Annotated in this window: 17 protein-coding genes; 9 read left to right on the top strand and 8 right to left on the bottom strand. The window is 72.3% G+C overall.

Annotated elements, in window-relative coordinates; translation table 11 throughout:
* Positions 1-11 precede the first annotated feature (11 nt).
* From QYS60_RS21925 to QYS60_RS21910, 4 genes are read right to left on the bottom strand one after another with little or no spacing between them, the layout of a single operon-like run.
* The gene (locus tag QYS60_RS21925) at positions 12-797 is read right to left on the bottom strand and encodes an ABC transporter permease (protein WP_054372259.1); all 786 of its coding nucleotides are present in this window, start codon (positions 795-797) and stop codon (positions 12-14) included.
* Positions 794-1,861: an ABC transporter ATP-binding protein gene (locus QYS60_RS21920; RefSeq protein WP_371384270.1), complete on the bottom strand. Its 1,068-nt coding sequence runs from the start codon at positions 1,859-1,861 to the stop codon at positions 794-796. Before QYS60_RS21920 ends, QYS60_RS21925 begins: the two co-directional genes overlap by 4 nt.
* A 40-nt stretch (positions 1,862-1,901) precedes the next feature.
* Entirely contained in the window at positions 1,902-2,741 is an 840-nt protein-coding gene (locus tag QYS60_RS21915) for an alpha/beta fold hydrolase (protein WP_371384269.1), read from the bottom strand.
* Between the two features lies 1 nt (position 2,742).
* Positions 2,743-3,492 (bottom strand): hypothetical protein, encoded by a 750-nt coding sequence (locus QYS60_RS21910; RefSeq protein WP_371384268.1) that lies wholly within the window; start codon positions 3,490-3,492, stop codon positions 2,743-2,745.
* Between the two features lie 139 nt (positions 3,493-3,631).
* Here QYS60_RS21910 and QYS60_RS21905 point away from each other — a divergent pair, with 139 nt between their 5' ends.
* Positions 3,632-4,489 (top strand): helix-turn-helix domain-containing protein, encoded by an 858-nt coding sequence (locus QYS60_RS21905; RefSeq protein WP_371384267.1) that lies wholly within the window; start codon positions 3,632-3,634, stop codon positions 4,487-4,489.
* Complete coding sequence (locus QYS60_RS21900; RefSeq protein WP_054372255.1) at positions 4,486-4,887, top strand: VOC family protein; 402 nt, start codon at positions 4,486-4,488, stop codon at positions 4,885-4,887. Before QYS60_RS21905 ends, QYS60_RS21900 begins: the two co-directional genes overlap by 4 nt.
* Before the next feature lies 1 nt (position 4,888).
* Here the strand turns inward: QYS60_RS21900 and QYS60_RS21895 are convergent, their stop codons facing one another.
* Positions 4,889-5,911 (bottom strand): glutathione S-transferase family protein, encoded by a 1,023-nt coding sequence (locus QYS60_RS21895; RefSeq protein ID WP_371384266.1) that lies wholly within the window; start codon positions 5,909-5,911, stop codon positions 4,889-4,891.
* 17 nt (positions 5,912-5,928) lie between these two features.
* On the bottom strand, positions 5,929-6,654 hold the full coding sequence (locus QYS60_RS21890; RefSeq protein ID WP_371384265.1) for a GNAT family N-acetyltransferase: 726 nt from the start codon (positions 6,652-6,654) through the stop codon (positions 5,929-5,931).
* A gap of 95 nt (positions 6,655-6,749) precedes the next feature.
* On the opposite strand from QYS60_RS21890, the gene QYS60_RS21885 reads away from it, so the two are divergent.
* The 5 genes from QYS60_RS21885 (at position 6,750) to QYS60_RS21865 (ending at position 11,913) form a co-directional block, all read left to right on the top strand.
* A complete protein-coding gene (locus QYS60_RS21885) occupies positions 6,750-8,171 on the top strand; it encodes a DHA2 family efflux MFS transporter permease subunit (protein WP_371384303.1) in 1,422 nt (473 codons plus the stop codon).
* A 10-nt stretch (positions 8,172-8,181) separates the two neighbouring features.
* On the top strand, positions 8,182-8,979 hold the full coding sequence (locus QYS60_RS21880) for an enoyl-CoA hydratase/isomerase family protein (protein ID WP_289381183.1): 798 nt from the start codon (positions 8,182-8,184) through the stop codon (positions 8,977-8,979).
* Between the two features lie 66 nt (positions 8,980-9,045).
* Positions 9,046-10,101, top strand: coding sequence for a class I adenylate-forming enzyme family protein (locus QYS60_RS21875; RefSeq protein ID WP_040782040.1), 1,056 nt, complete (start codon positions 9,046-9,048; stop codon positions 10,099-10,101).
* 97 nt (positions 10,102-10,198) lie between these two features.
* Positions 10,199-10,960 (top strand): crotonase/enoyl-CoA hydratase family protein, encoded by a 762-nt coding sequence (locus tag QYS60_RS21870; protein ID WP_248957492.1) that lies wholly within the window; start codon positions 10,199-10,201, stop codon positions 10,958-10,960.
* Between the two features lie 29 nt (positions 10,961-10,989).
* Positions 10,990-11,913 (top strand): adenosine deaminase, encoded by a 924-nt coding sequence (locus QYS60_RS21865; protein WP_289381189.1) that lies wholly within the window; start codon positions 10,990-10,992, stop codon positions 11,911-11,913.
* A gap of 21 nt (positions 11,914-11,934) precedes the next feature.
* On the opposite strand, the gene QYS60_RS21860 is transcribed toward QYS60_RS21865, so the two are convergent.
* The gene (locus QYS60_RS21860) at positions 11,935-13,260 is read right to left on the bottom strand and encodes a D-arabinono-1,4-lactone oxidase (protein WP_371384264.1); all 1,326 of its coding nucleotides are present in this window, start codon (positions 13,258-13,260) and stop codon (positions 11,935-11,937) included.
* Positions 13,261-13,337: 77 nt separating this feature from the next.
* Between QYS60_RS21860 and QYS60_RS21855 the strand changes: the two genes are divergently transcribed.
* Positions 13,338-13,982, top strand: coding sequence for a TetR/AcrR family transcriptional regulator (locus QYS60_RS21855; RefSeq protein ID WP_371384263.1), 645 nt, complete (start codon positions 13,338-13,340; stop codon positions 13,980-13,982).
* Between the two features lie 70 nt (positions 13,983-14,052).
* Positions 14,053-15,228 carry an amino acid deaminase/aldolase gene (locus QYS60_RS21850; protein ID WP_371384262.1) on the top strand — a complete coding sequence of 392 codons (1,176 nt, stop codon included), beginning with the start codon at positions 14,053-14,055 and terminating at the stop codon, positions 15,226-15,228.
* A 1-nt stretch (position 15,229) separates the two neighbouring features.
* On the opposite strand, the gene QYS60_RS21845 is transcribed toward QYS60_RS21850, so the two are convergent.
* Complete coding sequence (locus tag QYS60_RS21845) at positions 15,230-15,742, bottom strand: DUF2252 family protein (protein WP_371384261.1); 513 nt, start codon at positions 15,740-15,742, stop codon at positions 15,230-15,232.
* Positions 15,743-15,791 lie beyond the last annotated feature (49 nt).

The raw sequence follows: 15,791 nt of genomic DNA, 5'->3' as shown, positions 1-15,791 counted from the left end.
CGCAGAGGGCCTCAGACGATGTCGCGGGTACGGGCACGCCACCAGCCGAGGCCGCACAGCAGCACCGTCCAGCCGAGCAACCCCAGCGGCGCCGCCGGCCACGTCACGGCCGGGTCCACCTCCTCGGGCAGGTCGATGACCGTGAAGACGGTGTACCAGGTGAGCTGTCCGGGCAGCAGCCGGGCGAGCGCGCCCGCCCCGAGACCGTCGAGGATCAGCGAGACGATCAGTTCCCCGAACGGGATCCAAGCGGTGATCGCCAGGACACTGCCGACCGTCGAACCGGTGAGCAGGCCGAGTCCCGCGCCCATGAGGGCCCACAGCATCGCGGCGAACAGGCCGGCGCCGAGGACCGCGACGACACTGCCCGCCCCCGAGCCGTCGCCGGACAGTCCGCCGCCGAACATCAGGATGGTCAGCATCGACACGGTTTCGGCCACCACGCAGTACAACAGGCCGAACGCGACCGCCGTCGTCAGCTTGGCGGCGATCACCCCGTCGCGGCCGCGGGTGGTCAGGAAGCTGGTGACGATGGTGCGGTGCTGGAACTCGCTGCCCGTGTTGACCACTCCGAACAGGGCCGCGAACAGGAACACCAGCGCGAGTGCGACCGCGACACCGATCGCGGCGGCGGCGGCTTCGGCGAAGTTCTCGCCGACGAGGCCCTCGAGCGTGGTGAGGATCGGCAGGGTCAGAGCCCCCGAGAACAGGCCCACCACCACGGGGGCGATGCCGAGGGTCCACCAGTAGCGCAGGCCCAGGACCTTTCGGAACTCGGCCGTCAGCAACGCAGTCAACGGGGTCCTTCCCAACCGGTCGGCGGATGAGGTTGCCCGGCAGGCGGGAACTGCCCCGGGTAGGGCGGGGGCTGCGGAGACGGCAGTCCCTGCATGCCCCATGCCGGGGCGGCGCCCACGTACTGACCCGCCGTCATCGCCAGGAACACCTGTTCCAGGTCGGCGTGCTCGACGCTCGTCCCGAAGACGGTCACGCCGTGCGCGGCGGCGAGCTCGGTGACGCGCTCGGGTTCCACCCCGACGATCGCGAGCCGCCCGTCGGGCTGCACCTGCGCGTCCGTGTGGCCCGACGCGGCGAGAGCCGTCGCCAGGCGGGCGGGATCGGAGACGGCGACGAGGACCCGGGCGCGGTGCGCATGCCGCAGATCCGCCGTCGTGCCCTGGTGCACGAGCCTGCCGCGGCTGATGATCACCAGACGGTCGGCGGTCTGCTCGACCTCCCGCAGGATGTGACTCGAGATCAGCACGGTGCCCCCGGAGCGGGCGTAGCCGAGCAGGAAGTCGCGCAACCAGGCCATACCTTCGGGATCGAGGCCGTTCGCCGGTTCGTCGAGCACGAGGTAACGCGGTTCACCGAGCAGCGCGGTGGCCAGCGCCAGCCGCTGCCGCATGCCGAGGGAGAACTCGCCGATCCGCCGGCGGGCGGCCGCGGCGAGCCCGGTCAGGTCGAGGACGTGCCGCACCTGCGCCGAGGGCACGCCGATCGCCGCGGCGTACGCCTCGAGATGGGTGCCGGCGGTGTGCTTGGGATGGAAGCTCTGCGCGTCCAGCACCGCACCGACCACCCGTGCCGGGTGCGGCAGCGACGTGAAGGGCACCCCGTCGACGAGCGCGACACCGGCCGTCGGGCGCACCAGACCGAGCAGCATCCGCAGGGTCGTGGTCTTCCCGGACCCGTTCGGACCGAGAAATCCGGTGATCGAGCCCGGCGGCACGGAGAACGACAGGTCCGACACCGCGGGCACGTCGCGGAAGTTCTTCCACAGGCCCTGCACGGCGATGCCCGGCGGCGCGGTCGCGTACCCGGAGCCGGCGGCCGGCTCCGTCGGGAACGGCGCTGTCATCGATTCCCTCTCTGGTGGGTCCTGCTCGGACCCCGCGAGCCTACGTGCCCGGCGCGGCAGGCCGGGAGAAGGACCGTTCGAGGAACGGCAGCACCAGTTCGAGAAATTCGCTGGGGGCGTCGAGCTGCGGGCAGTGGCCGGCGTCCGGAATGATCGCGACCCGCCGCCGGGCGCCGGTGTGCACCCGGCCCGCGGCGCGCGCCGGGGTGATCAGGTCCCGCTCGCCCCACACCAGCAGTGCCGGCACGGACAGGGAGTTCACCATCTCGGGGATCGGCAGCCGGGCCAGTTCGGGGATCACGGCCCGGCCGACGGCCAGCAGGGTCTCGATGCTGCGCCGGGTCGCGTAGTTCGCCGCGAACGCGGAGCGGGTGTCGACGCCCAGCCGGTCCGGACGATGGAGGGCCGCGCGGGCGTAGAGGGTGGCGACGGCGAACTGCACCAGGGCGGGCGGCACGGGCCGGGACAGCGCGCGCGAGACCATGTCCAGCGGCAATCGCGCGCCGCTGGACCAGCTACGCGGGATGCCGGCCATCCCCGGCATGTCGGCGAGCACGACGCCGTCCACCCGGCCCGGATACGTCGATGCGAATGCCAGCGAGGTCACCGCCCCCAGCGAATTGCCGATCAGCGCCACCGGATCCGCACAGTCGGCGATCACCTCGGCGACGGTGTCGACGTAGTGGTCCAGCACCGGCGCCCGCCAGTGTCCGGCGCTGCGGCCGAATCCGGGCAGGTCGACGGTCAGGACCCGGTGGCGTTCGGCCAGAGCCGGGGCCACCTTGCACCAGGTGCCCCCGTGATCGGAGTATCCGTGCAGGAGGACCACGGTGCGGGATCCGGACCCACTCTCGCGCACGAACACCTTGCCGGCGGACATGTCACCAGCCGGTCAGGGGAGAGGACAGCGCCTGCCAGTTCGGATCCCCGTCCGGTCCGGAAGCCGCGTCGGTGAGCCGCGGACGCTGCGACGGCCACTGCGCCGGCGGCGGCCCGAACGCGTCCCGCGCGTTCGCGATGACCCGCTTGCCCAGCGCGCGGTTGCCCGCACCACCGATCGCGGCACCGATGCCGGCCGGCACGAGCTTGCCGAACACCAGGGCGCTGCGCTTGGCGAGGTACTTGCGGACGAAGGTCCGCACGAGCGACTTGTTCACGGACTTCAGCTGGGCCCCGGGGATCTTGCCGGTGAGCGCCGACGTCCACGTCTTCGCGGTCGTACCGGTGGCCCGCTCGACGATCTCCATGCCGGCTTCGCCCAGTGCCACGGCGAGCACGAGGGCGCGGCGCTGCTCGTGCTGGTGCGGTTCGATCCCGTGCACCGACGCCACCGCCAGGGTCAGCAGCGCGGCGGCCTCGAGGAAGAACGCGGTCTCGGCGCCGACCGCGGCGATCGACGCGAGCGTGCCGAGACCGGGCACGGTCGCCGCGGCGCCGGCCGCCGTACCGCTCCCGGTGACTCCGTTGAGGAAGGTCTTCTCCAACCGCCTGACGATCTGCTCGGGGGTCTCGTCGGGATGGGCGCGCCGCGTCAGGTCGACGTAGCGTGCCACCGCAGGCGCCTGCAGCCTGCTGCCGTTGTCCAGGAGCGTGACGAGATACTTCTCCACGCGTCCCACCCTGTCGCTCATCGTCCTCGATCCTCCCGGCCCCGTCGGGCCTGTGTGCCTCCCGGCCCTGCCGGGCCTGTGTGCAGCGGCCGTGCGTCCCACGGCCGTCCACCCTGTGTACCCCGTGAGCTACGGGTCTATCCCTGTCTACTCTGGGACCGTGACCGGCATCTCGGACGGTGCCCGGCGGCGGCCCGCCCCGCCGCTGCGCCCCTACGTGCGCAGTTACGACGGGTACCGGCTGACGGGCTTCGCCCCCGGTACCCACCTCGGTCTGCCGTCCCCGGACCTGACCGTCGTGCTCACGATCGGCGCCCCTGTCGAACTCGCGCGGGCCGCGGCGCCGGGGCAGGGCCCGGGCCGGTTCGGTGCGCTCGCGAGCGGCCTGGCCACCACTGCCGTCACCATCGCCCACGACGGCAACCAGCACGGAATCCAGCTCGCGCTCACCCCGGCGGGAGCCCGGGTACTGCTGGGGGTGCCCGCCGGTGCGCTCGGCGCGTGGGTCGTCGATCTCGAGGACGTGCTCGGTGCCGCCGCCCGCGAACTCGCCGAGCGGATCGCCGCCACTGCGGAGTGGGAGAGCCGATTCCGGATCCTCGACGAGGTGCTCGCCCGGCGGCTCGCCGCCGAGCGCGGCGAGATCGATCCGCACCTGCGGCACGTGTGGAGCAGACTGCAGGACCCCCGCACGCCCGGCGTGCGGATCGCCGACCTCGCCGACGAGATCGGTTGGAGCCGTAGGCATCTGAACGCTCGATTCACCGCCGAGTTCGGGGTCGGGCCCAAGGAGGCGGCGCGGGTGGTCCGGTTCGACCGGTCCTGCCGGCTGCTGCGCCGGCCCGGGCCGCACGTGCTCGCCGACGTGGCCGCCCGGTCCGGGTTCTACGATCAGGCCCACCTCGCCCGGGAATGGCGCGCGATCGCCGGAGTTCCGCCGTCGCGCTGGCTGCGCGACGAGCAGTTCCCAATCGTCCAAGACGGCGACCCGGACGCCGACGAACACTGGCAACCATGACCACGACAGCACTCACCACACCCGTATGGCCCTGCCTCTCCTACACCGATGCCCGGGCGGCGATCCGCTTCCTCGTCGACGCGTTCGGTTTCACCGAGAACGCCGTCTACGGCGACGGCGAGCGCGTCGACCACGCCGAGCTGCGCTGGCCGCACGGCGGCGGCGTCATGCTCGGCTCGGCCGGCCGGGGCGGCCCGATCGAGATACCCGCCGGCACCGGCTGCATCTACCTCGTCGTCCCCGACGCCGCCGCGGTCGACGCGCTGCACGCCCGCGCCGTGGCCGCCGGCGCCACGGTCGTCCTCGGTCTGCACGACACCGACTACGGATCGCACGACTTCACGTGCCGGGACCCGCAGGGGGTGTACTGGAGTTTCGGAACGTACGCGGGCGCGTGAGTCAGGCCCAGGCCGGCACCGCCTCCTGCGCCCGCGGCGGGGGCGGAGGCGTGCCGTCGCCGAACGGCGTGCCGCCCAGCTCTTCCCGGCCGTGCGGGGTCAGCCACCCGCTCGGGTCGGGGCCCTTCGGCACGATCTGCGTCGGATTGATGTCGGTGTGCACGATGTAGTAGTGCTGCTTGATCTGCCCGAAGTCGATGGTGTCGCCGAAACCGGGAGTCTGGAACAGGTCCCGGGCGTACCCCCACAGCGCCGGCATCGACGCCAGCAGATTCCGGTTGCACTTGAAGTGCCCGTGGTAGACGGCGTCGAAGCGGGCCAGGGTGGTGAACAGCCGCACGTCAGCCTCGGTGATCGTCTCGCCCACCAGGTACCGACGGGAGGTCAGCCGTTCCTCGAGCCAGTCCAGCCGCGCGAACAGCCGGTCGAAGGCGCGGTCGTACGCGCGCTGGGACCCCGCGAACCCGCACCGGTACACGCCGTTGTTGACGTCCTGGTAGACGAGCTCGGCGACCTCGTCGATCTCGTCGCGCAGCGGTTCCGGATAGAGGTCGGGGGCGCCGTCGCGGTGCAGCGCCGTCCACTCCGTGGCGAAGTCCAGGGTGATCTGCGGGTAGTCGTTGGTGACCACGCGGCCGGTGGGCACGTCCACGACGGCGGGCACCGTGATCCCCCGGGAGTACTCCGGGTCACGGGCGAAGTACGCGTCCTGCAACCGCGGGATCTGCAGCACCGGATCCAGTCCGTCCGGGTCCAGATCGAAGGTCCAGCTGCGCTCGTCGTGCGTGGGCCCGCACAACCCCAGCGACAGCGCGTCCTCGAGCCCCAGCAGCCGGCGCACGATGAGCGCGCGGTTCGCCCAGGGGCAGGCGCGGGCGGCGACCAGCCGGTACCGGCCGGCCTCCACCGGGTACCCGTCGCGCCCGTCGGCCGTGATGCGCGTGGTGATGTAGTGCGTGTCGCGGTTGTACTCGGCGCCGGGCGTGACGTACCCGTCCCCGTCGCCTCCGGAGTGCTCGTTCACCGGTCTCCCTTCGTTCGTCACGTTCCTGCGGCGGCCGGTAGTGCCACCGAGACGTGGGTTCCCAGTTCGGTGTACCCCAACACCGCGGCCAGGCCACGGCCGGCGGTGTTGTCGCGCCGGGCCCGCCACTGCGGGACGAGCCCGGCGTCGAGCGCGTCGTGCGTCGCCAGGGTCGCGACGGTCGCCGCCAGGCCGATCCGCCGGTGCTCCGGCACGGTCAGCGCCGTCACGTCCGCCAGGATCGACTGCACCTCCGTGTACACCGCACCCGACAGCGGCCGGTGGTCGTCGTCGAGCAGCACGAACGACGAGGCCTCCTCGGTCACGGTCTCGAGGCCCGCCTCGGTCACGTTTTCGAGGCCCGCCTCGGTCGCGTCGTCGGGTGGGCAGCGCCGCAGCAGCTCCGCCAGGTCGTCGAGCTCGTGGGAGATCAACGGATCGCGGACCCGTGTCGCGTCGACCCAGTCGGCGCAGTAGCTCAGCGCGTGGCTGCGCACCGCGTGCCCGCGCGTCAGGTCGAGCAGCACCGACGCGTCCAGCTCCGCATCGGGCACCGCCGCGACCGCGTCCACCACCCAGCCCGGGCCCACCACCGCGCTGACCTCACCGAGCCGCAGTACCCGGACCAGGGCGGATGCGTCGTCCACCCGCGTCACCCGGCCCGGGGCGGCGAGCGCTGCGTCGTCGAGCCCGAGTTCGCGGCACCAGGCCAGCCGCACGATGTCCAGGAGATGTCCGTCCACGGCGCTACCGTAGACGCCTACGAGCGGAGGACGTGCGGGTGGAGACCGAGACAAGTCCGTGGCCGGCACTGTGGGCGCTGTGCCTCGGGTTCTTCATGATCCTGGTGGACAGCACCATCGTGGCGGTCGCCAACCCGGCGATCATGCGGGCGCTGGACACCGACATCAACAACGTCGTGTGGGTCACCAGTGCCTACCTGCTGGCCTACGCGGTGCCGCTGCTGGTCACCGGCCGCCTCGGGGACCGGTTCGGCCCGAAGCACGTCTACCTGGCGGGGCTGGTGGTGTTCACCGCGGCGTCGTTGTGGTGCGGGTTGTCCGGCACCGTCGCCGTTCTCGTCGTCGCCCGGGTCTTCCAGGGCCTCGGTGCGGCGCTGATGACTCCCCAGACCATGGCGATCATCACCCGCACCTTCCCGCCGGACCGGCGGGGCACCGCCATGGGCCTGTGGGGCGCGGTGGCCGGCGTGGCCACCCTCGTGGGTCCGCTGGCCGGCGGTGTCCTCGTCGAGCACCTCGGCTGGGAGTGGATCTTCTTCGTCAACGTGCCGGTCGGGATCGTCGGGTTCGTCCTGGCGGCGCGCCTGGTCCCGGCGCTGCCCACCCATCCGCACCGGTTCGACCTCCTCGGCGTGCTGCTCAGCGGCGCGGGCATGTTCTGCCTCGTGTTCGGTATCCAGGAGGGCAACTCCTACGACTGGTCCACGCCCGTGTGGGTGCTCGTCGCCGCCGGGGTGGCGCTGCTCGTGGTGTTCGTGTGGTACCAGTCCCGTGGGCGCGGAGAGCCGCTCGTCCCGCTCGGCTTGTTCCGTGACCGCAACTTCTCCCTGGCCAACCTCGGCATCGCCGCGATGGGTTTCTCGGTCACCGCGATGGTCCTGCCGCTGATGTTCTACGCCCAGGGCGTGCGCGGCTGGACACCCACGGAGTCGGCGCTGCTGATGGCCCCGATGGCGGTCCTGACCGGCGTGCTCGCCCCGATGGTCGGCCGGCTCGTGGACCGGACCCATCCGCGCTACATCGCCGGCACCGGATTCGCGCTGCTCGCAGTGTCGCTGACGTGGCTGGCGGCAGTGATGACACCCGACTCGCCGGTGTGGCAGCTGCTGCTGCCGATCGCCCTCATGGGTGCCGCGATGGCCGGCATCTGGTCGCCGCTGGCCGCCACCGCGACACACGGCCTGCCGCCACACCAGGCGGGGGCCGGGTCGGGTGTCTACAACACCACCCGTCAGGTCGGTGCCGTCCTGGGCAGCGCCGCGGTGGGCGCGCTCATCACCTCGCGCCTCGCCGTGCACGGGTTGACCGGGGGCGGGGCCGCCGAGTCGGCCGGGGGCGGGGCGACGGTCCTGCCGGAGCCGGTGCGCGAGCCGTTCGCCGCCGCCATGGCCGAGTCGACGCTGCTGCCTGCCGCAGTCCTGCTCGTCGGCTTCGCCGCCGCGCTGTTCTTCGCGCGGCCCGACCGGGTCGAGCCGGCGCCGCGCCCGTCCCTCGAGGAACGCAGCACACTCGCCTAGTGTGGCGCGCATGACGCAGATCACCCATCCCACCCGCCTCGAGCGCCACACCACCGCGGCCGGCGCCGAGGTCGCCGTGCTGACCGTCGCGCACGGCAAGCTGAACCTGTTCGACCGGGCCCTGTTCGACGCCGTGATCGCCGACGTCGCCGCGCTCGCGGCGGCGCCGCCACGCGCGGTATTGATCCGCGCGGAGGGCAAGGTCGTCTCCGGCGGTGTGGACGTCCACCTGTTCGACGGGCTCGACGCCGGCCAGGGTGCGCAGCTCTGGCAGGACCTGTTCGCGCAGATCATCCATCCGCTCGAGGCCCTGCCGTGCCCCGTGGTGTTCGCCGCGCACGGGCTCACCCTCACCGCGGCGTTCGAGATCTCGCTCGCCTGCGACATCGTCCTCGCGGCACCGGGCGCGAAGTTCGGGCTGGTGGAGACCGTCGTCGGCCTGACGCCGTCGATGGGCGGGCCGCAGCGGCTGGCGGAGCGGGCCGGCTCCGGCCGTGCGCGGGAGCTGGTGATGACCGGCGACCTCTACGACGCCGAGACGCTGCGGTCGTGGGGGGTGGTCAACGCGGTCCACGACGACGTCGACGCCGCGGCACGCGCCCTGACGGACCGGCTCGCCGACGGTCCCACCCGCGCCCACGACGCCACCAAGCGCATCATCGGCGCGTGGCGGTCCGGCGGCGTCGCCCACGCCGATTCGGAGACCCCGGAGGTCTCCGGTGCGCTGTTCGGCACCGACGACCTGCAAGGCGCGGTGCGCAGCTTCCTCGTCGACGGGCCGGGGAAGGCGTCGTACACCGGAAGGTGAGCCGATCCAGCCCCCAACTGTGACCCGCGCCATATAGTGCAGGCACACGACGAGGCGGAGGTGACGATGTCGGTGGCGCTGGTCCGGGTTTCGTGTGCAGCCGGGTGGTTCCGTGACGAACGCGTCAGCCGCCGCTTGGACGGTGTCCTGCGGTACGAGGACCTCGAGCCGTGCCTGGCCGAGCTGCTCGACCGCAGCGCTCTGCGGCATTCCGCCCGCGTCGCCGCCGTGGACCGGGCCGGAAACGCCCTCACCTACGGGCAGATGTGGTCGGCGGCGGCCCGGGTGGCCGGCGGCCTGCTCGATCAGGGCGTAGGCCCGGCCGACCGCGTCGTCGTCCACTGTCCGAACGGATTCCGCTGGCTGTACGCGTTCCTCGGGGTGGTCCTCGCCGGTGGCGTGCCGGTGCTGCCGGATCCGACCTGCAGCGACCCGGAGCTCGAGTGGATCGCCGAGGACAGCGGCGCCGTCCTCACCCTCGACGGACAGCTGCCCGACGGGGTGGCGTTCCTCGACGAGGGCGCCGCGCCGGACGAGCTCGCGGTGTTGTACTACGTGCGCAAACGCGGCGGGGGACTGCACGGGGTGGAACTCACCAACGAGAACATCCTCTCCACGATCGAGGCCGTGGTGCACGCGATGGACCTGACCGCGGAGGGGGCGCGCACGGTGCTCACCGCACCGCTGTCCACGGCGGCGGGCAGCGCCGTGCAACTGCTGCCGACCCTGGCGGCCGGCGGCACCGTCGTCGCCGCCGGGGCGCGGGGGGTGCGCGTGCCGTGGCGGCACCTGCGTGCGTCGTTCCCCGCGGCGAGATGCGTGCGCGGCTGGGGGGTGGCCGAGACCGGCGGCATCGGGTTGCTGCTGCCCACCGATCAGCGGGCCGCGCACCCGCGCAGCGTGGGGGTTCCGTTCGGCGGGATGGAGGTCGCCCTCCTCGGCCCGGCGGCCGATCGAGGCGAGGGCGAACTGCTGTGCCGCGGCCCCAGTGTCGCTCGCCGCTACTGGAACGACCCGGAGGCGACCGCCGAGACCTTCGACGACGGCTGGTTCCACACCGGCGACCAGGTGCACATCGACGCGGACGGTTTCGTCACGCCCGTCGCCGTCCGCGTGTCGTGACACGGCGGTCCGCTGTCGTCGGGTTCGGTTGCGGTATAAGCGAACGGACCGCGGTACGCGCGGTCGGCAACCGAACCCCGGTGAAAGGTGTGCGCGCATGTCCGACGAGGTCCTGCTCGAGCGTCGCGGTCGAATTCTGGTGATCACCATCAACCGTCCCGAGGCCCGCAACGCCGTGAATGCGGCCGTCAGTCACGGCCTCGCGGCCGCCGTCGACGAACTCGACGCCGATCCCGACCTGTCCGTGGGTGTGCTCACCGGTGCCGGCGGCACCTTCTGCGCCGGTATGGACCTCAAGGCCTTCGTCGCCGGGGAGAAGGTCGCGGTGCCAGGCAAGGGTCTCGGCTTCACCGAGGCGCCGCCGCGCAAACCGATCATCGCCGCCGTTGAGGGCTTCGCGCTGGCCGGCGGCACCGAACTCGTCCTCGCCACCGACCTCGTGGTCGCCGCCACGGACGCGAAGTTCGGCATCCCGGAGGTCAAGCGCGGACTCGTCGCCGCGGGCGGTGGCCTGCTGCGCCTGCCCACCCGGATTCCGTACCAGAAGGCGATGGAACTGGCGCTCACCGGCGACGCGTTCACCGCCGAGGAGGCCCACGGTTACGGCTTCGTCAACGTTCTCACCGAGCCGGGCGGTGCGCTGGCGGGCGCCCTGGCTCTCGCCGAACGGATCACGGCCAACGGCCCGCTTGCCGTCGCGGCCACCAAGGAGGTCATCGCCAAGGCCGCCGACTGGCCGGCGGACGAGGCCTTCGACCGGCAGCGCGAGATCGTCGGCCCGGTGTTCGTGTCCGAGGACGCCCGCGAGGGTGCGACGGCGTTCGCGCAGAAGCGTCCCCCGGTCTGGAAGGGCCGCTGACGACCCGCGCCGACGAAGGAGGATCGCTCGTGCTCGCCGAACTGCACGTCCACATCGAGGGCACCCTCGAGCCGGAACTGATCTTCGCTCTCGCCGAGCGCAACCGCGTCTCGTTGTCGTATGCCGACCTCGACGAGCTGCGCAGCCGGTACGAGTTCACCGACCTGCAGTCGTTCCTCGACCTCTACTACGCGAACATGCAGGTGCTGAGGACCGCCGAGGACTTCGCCGATCTCGCGAAGGCGTACCTGCGCCGGGCGGCGCAGGCCGGGGTGACGCGGGCCGAGTTCTTCTTCGACCCGCAGGCGCACACGAGCCGCGGCGTGCCGCTGGCCGAGGTGGTCGAGGGCCTCGCCGAGGCCGTCGCGGCCGGCCGGCGAGAGTTCGGCGTCGACGCGGCGATGATCGCCTCCGTCGTGCGGGACCGGCCCGTGCACGAGGCCGAGGAGGTGTTCGGGGAACTGCTGCGCCTGTCGGCCCCGATCATCGGGCTGGGCCTGGACTCCGCGGAGGTCGGTTATCCGCCGTCGCTGTTCGAGGACGTGTTCGCCCGCGCCCGTGCCGAGGGCCTGCACGCGGTCGCTCATGCGGGGGAGGAGGGGCCGCCCGAATACGTCTGGCAGGCACTGGATCTGCTCGGAGTCGAACGCATCGACCACGGAATCCGCTCCCTCGAGGACCCGCTCCTCGTCGCACGTCTCGTCGACGAGCAGATTCCGCTCACCGTCTGCCCGTTGTCGAACGTCCGCCTGCGCGTGGTGGATTCGCTCGAGCGACATCCGCTGCCGCGCATGCTCGAGGCGGGCCTGCTGGTGACCGTGAACTCCGACGATCCGGCGTACTTCGGCGGGTACGTCGACGACACCTTCGCGGCGCTGCGAGACCGGCTCGGGCTCACCGACGAGCAGCGGGAAACGTTGGCGCGCAATTCGATCGCAGCATCGTTCGATTAGGGCAGGCGGTCGGGGCGCGTGTCACGGGCCGAGCACGCGGTCCAGATACGGATTGGCGAACGTGCGCTGCGGGTCGACACGGTCGCGGACGGCGAGGAAGTCGTCGAATCGCGGATACGTCGTGCGCAGGTCGTCCGCGGTGCGGCCGTGCATCTTGCCCCAGTGCGGTCGGCCGTCCACGGCGCGAGCGATCGCCTCGACCGCATCGAAGTACGGCCGGTGTTCGCGACGGTGGTACTGGTGCACGGCGACATAGGCGCTGTCGCGGCCGTGGGCCGTCGACAGCCACACGTCGTCGGCGGCGGCGAACCGTACCTCCACCGGAAAAGCGACGTGGAAGTCGTTGCGGGAGAGCCACGCATCGATTTCGGTGAGCACCTCGGTCGCGGATTCGACGGGGACGGCGTACTCCATCTCCCGGAACCGGACCCGGCGCGGGGAGGCGAAGACGCGGTAGCTGCGATCGACGAACTCCCGGGGGGACAGGGTCCGGGCGGCGAACCCGTTGAGCCTGGGGACGAGGGCCGGCGCGCGGGTTGCCAGGCGCTGGACGACCTCGAACATGCCGTTGGCGAGTACCTCGTCGTCGAGGAAACCGCGCAGCCGTCCCACCGGGGCGCCGGGTGCGTCGGCGGGCAGCCGGGTGTTGCGCTTGGTGAGCACCCGGTCGGTGTGCGGGAACCAGTAGAACTCGAAGTGGTCGACTCCGAGCCGGTCGCGCTCGAGCACGGCCAGGGTGTCGTCCAGGGTGCCGGGCGCTTCCGCCGCATGCAATGCGAACGCAGGGACACACTCGAGGGTGATCGTGGCGAGGATGCCGACGGCGCCGAGGCCGAGCCGGGCGGCCTCGAAGAGTTCCGGTTCGTCGTCGGGGGAGCAGCGCACGACGGAGCCGTCCGCGAGGACGAGGGTGGCCGCGCGGGCGACGGTGGCCAGGCCCCCGAACCGCGCGCCGGTGCCGTGGGTGCCGGTGGACATCGCGCCGGCGAGCGACTGCACGTCGATGTCCCCGAGGTTCGGCACCGCCAGGCCGTGGTCCCACAGGAGCCGGTTGAGGTCCCGCAGCCGGGTGCCGGCCCGCACCGTGACGAGCGCACCCGCCGGGGTGGGACGGATCTGCTCGATGCCGGTGAACCGGTCGAGGGAGACGAGCACGCCGTCGGTGACGGCGACCCCGGTGAAGGAGTGACCCGCCCCGACCGCCTTGACGCGCAGCCCGCGTCCGGATGCCCGTGCGACGACGGCGACGAGCCCCTCTAGGGTTTCCGGGGTCTCGTACGCGTGCGGCGTCGCGGATTCGGTGCGGGCCCAGTTGCGCCAGGTGGCGACGGGACGGTCGGTGGACATGGGCCAATCATCGACTTGGACGACCGTCCAGGTCAATAGGCGCCGACGGATCCGGACCGGGTTCTACGATCGGAGGCATGCTGAACCGGTTGCCGGCGGACCAACGTCGAGCCCAACTCGTCGAATCCGCTCTCGCGCTGGCAGAGGGCGGGGGTCTCGGGGCCGTCACCGTGCGGGCCGTCGCCGAGCACGCCGGCGTCTCGCTCGGGGTCGTGCACTACTGCTTCGAGAGCAAGGAGGCCCTCGTCGCTGCGATGGGGGAGACGCTGGTGCTCCAGCTCAGCCAGGCGCTGCGCACCGCCTTCACCCTTCCGCAGGACGGACCCGACCCGCAGGGCCTGCGCGGTTTGCGGCAGCTGCTCTACGTGGGGATCAACGCGATGTGGCCGACGATCGAGAAGACGCCCGACCGGCAGCTGCTCACCTACGAGATCACGGCGTATTCGCTGCGTCACCGCGCCGCCGGCGAACCCCTCGGCGGCAACATCGCCACCGATCAGTACCGCATCATGGATGTCGAGGCGCGGACGTTCCTCGAGGAGTGCGCCGCCCGCACCGGCACCGAGTGGATCGAGCCCGTCTCGACCGTCGCCCGGCTCGCGCTGGCCATGCTCGACGGCCTGGTCCTGCGCTGGCTGGTCGATCGGGACAGCGACTCCATCGTCACCGAACTCGACGACATCGCCGCGATCGTCGCCGGGCGGGCCGTGGAAACGACCTGAACCTGGACACAGGTCCAACTCGGTGCTTGACTGGCCGCGACCCTCGACCTGCCGTGGATTGGACCCCGCCGTGACCCACCCCCTCGACCGGCTCCACGACGCGACGGCCGACCTGGACCCTCCGCTCGCGGCCGCCGATCTCCCCACGCTCCGGAGCAACGCCGCCGACCTCGTCCGTCGGGCCGGAGGGACCCCCGTGCGGGTGGCGAGCAAGTCCGTCCGGTGCCGCGCGGTCCTCGAAGAGGCGCTCGGCCCCGGCCTCACCGCCAGGGCCGGCTTCCGCGGCATCATGGCGTACTCGCTGCGCGAAGCGCTGTGGCTGGTCGAGCGCGGTGCCCGCGACGTGCTCCTCGGCTATCCGACCGTCGACCGAGCCGCGCTCGCCGAACTGGCCGACCGGCCGCAGGCGCTCGACGCCGTCACCCTCATGGTCGACTGCGCCGCTCAGCTCGGTATCGCCCGCGACGCCCTCGGCACCGCCCGCGTGCGCCCCCGGGTGTGCCTCGACGTCGACGCGTCACTGCGGCTCGGCCCGGTGCATCTCGGTGTGCGGCGCTCGCCGCTGCGCACCCCCGACGAGGTGGCGCAGCTTGCGCGCTGCGCGACGACCGCCGGCTTCACCGTCGTCGGTGTGATGTTCTACGAGGCGCAGATCGCCGGTCTGCCCGACACCTCGCCGGCGGTCCGCCTGCTCAAGCGCCGTTCGGCGGCCGAGCTGTCCACCCGTCGCGGCGCCGTCGCCGGGGCGGTCCGTGCCGTCGTCGGCGACCTCGAGATCGTCAACAGCGGGGGCACGGGCTCGCTCGAGATCAGCTCCGCCGACCCGGTCGTCACCGAGGTCACTGCCGGCTCCGGCCTGTACGTGCCCACGCTGTTCGATCGATACCGCGCCTTCACCCCGCGTCCTGCGCTGTATTTCGCGCTGCCCGCGGTGCGCAGGCCCGGCCCCACCGTCGCCACCCTCTTCGGGGGCGGCTACATCGCCTCCGGGCCGGCGGGTCCCTCCCGGGTGCCGCGTCCGGTCCGCCCCGCCGGACTGCGGCTGCTGCGCGCCGAGGGAGCCGGTGAGGTGCAGACCCCCGTCACCGGCCGTGCCGCGGCGGACTTGCCCGTCGGCGGGCGCGTATGGCTGCGGCACGCCAAGGCAGGGGAGCTGTGCGAGCGGTTCGCGCAACTGCACCTCGTCGATGCCGACGGCACGCGCACCACCGTCCCCACCTACCGCGGCGAGGGTCACTGCTGGTGACCTACGGCGTGCTGTCGCACAGTGTCTGCCAGTCCTGCTCCGTGCGATCGGCGTAGGCGACCGACCACCGCGCGATCGCCTCGTCGAACACTGTCCCGCGGCCGAGGTACCCGGCGACGAACGCGCCGCCCGGGCTCTGGCTGTGGGCACGGGCGAGCAGCGCTCCGCACAACCGGCCGTACTGCTCCGACTGTGCGGAACTCAACCCTTCCCACTGCACCGACCCCTTCATGTCGCGAAACTGGCGGACGTAGAAGTCCCGTCGCACGCCGTCGGCACCGGGTACGCCGGTGATCCAGCCGAGGAGCGGATCCGAGTGGGCCTGCAGGATTCGCTGCGCACCCACGACCCGGGCGCCCTGGCCGTGCGCGATGAGTTCCGCCGCGACCGGGTGGGGGGTCTCCCGGATCCCGCCGTGCGTCTCCAGCACCGACTGCCCGGCCTCCTTCACCTGCAGGAACAACGGCTCGTCGGCCGGTCCGAGCAGCAGGACGACGAAGCACCGGGTGCCCACACTGCCCCGTTACCTTCTTCGTAGTCCCGCACCGCGGGGCCACGGTCGC

The sequence above is a fragment of the Rhodococcus sp. GXMU-t2271 genome (assembly GCF_041414735.1).
In the GTDB taxonomy this organism is placed as follows: domain Bacteria; phylum Actinomycetota; class Actinomycetes; order Mycobacteriales; family Mycobacteriaceae; genus Rhodococcus; species Rhodococcus indonesiensis.
Note: the sequence above shows the minus strand (reverse complement) of the source record. Positions and strands in the feature narration are given on the sequence as shown.